Here is a 647-nt window from a genome sequence, read left to right as displayed (position 1 = left end):
TTAGCAGAACAGAATTATAAGAACGCTCAACCAGCTAAAAAGGTAGTCGAACATCTTGATGAGTATTTAGCAGCATGTCAGCTAGGTATTACCATTACAGCACTTGGAATTGGTATGGTTGGCGAATCAACATTTGAGTTTATTCTACATCCACTTTATAGTAGCTTCGGATTATCAGAAACGGTTATTCATGTCTTAACATTAGTCAGCGCATTTATTATCGCAACTTATTTACACGTTGTAGTAGGTGAAATGGCGCCAAAGACAATCGCAATTCAAAAAGCTGAACAAGTTACATTATTCTTTGCAAGACCGATCATACTGTTTTACAAATTATTATATCCTTTTATTTTTATTTTAAATGGGTCAGCAAGAATGATATTGAGCTTATTTGGTATGAAGCCTGCGAAAGAGTCAGAATTATATCACTCTGAAGAAGAATTGAAGATGTTGATTAAAGAAAGTCACCAAGGCGGGGAAATTTCATCAACAGAACTAGAACATATTAATAAAGTCTTTATTTATGATGAACTTGTCGTCAAAGATTGTATGATTTCTAAAGATAATATGACAATGATCAATAGTGATGCTAGTCAGCAAGAAGCCATTCAATTTGTAAAGAATGGCTATTATACGAGATATCCAGT

At 33.7% G+C, this 647-nt stretch carries 1 protein-coding gene; it reads left to right on the top strand.

The window, feature by feature from the left end:
* A partial coding sequence (locus KA878_RS13605; protein ID WP_245336763.1) for a hemolysin family protein occupies window positions 1-647 on the top strand: 647 nt, incomplete at both ends.

It is taken from the genome of Staphylococcus sp. GDY8P57P (genome assembly GCF_017892585.1).
GTDB classification, from domain to species: Bacteria; Bacillota; Bacilli; order Staphylococcales; family Staphylococcaceae; genus Staphylococcus; species Staphylococcus borealis.
Note: the sequence above shows the minus strand (reverse complement) of the source record. Positions and strands in the feature narration are given on the sequence as shown.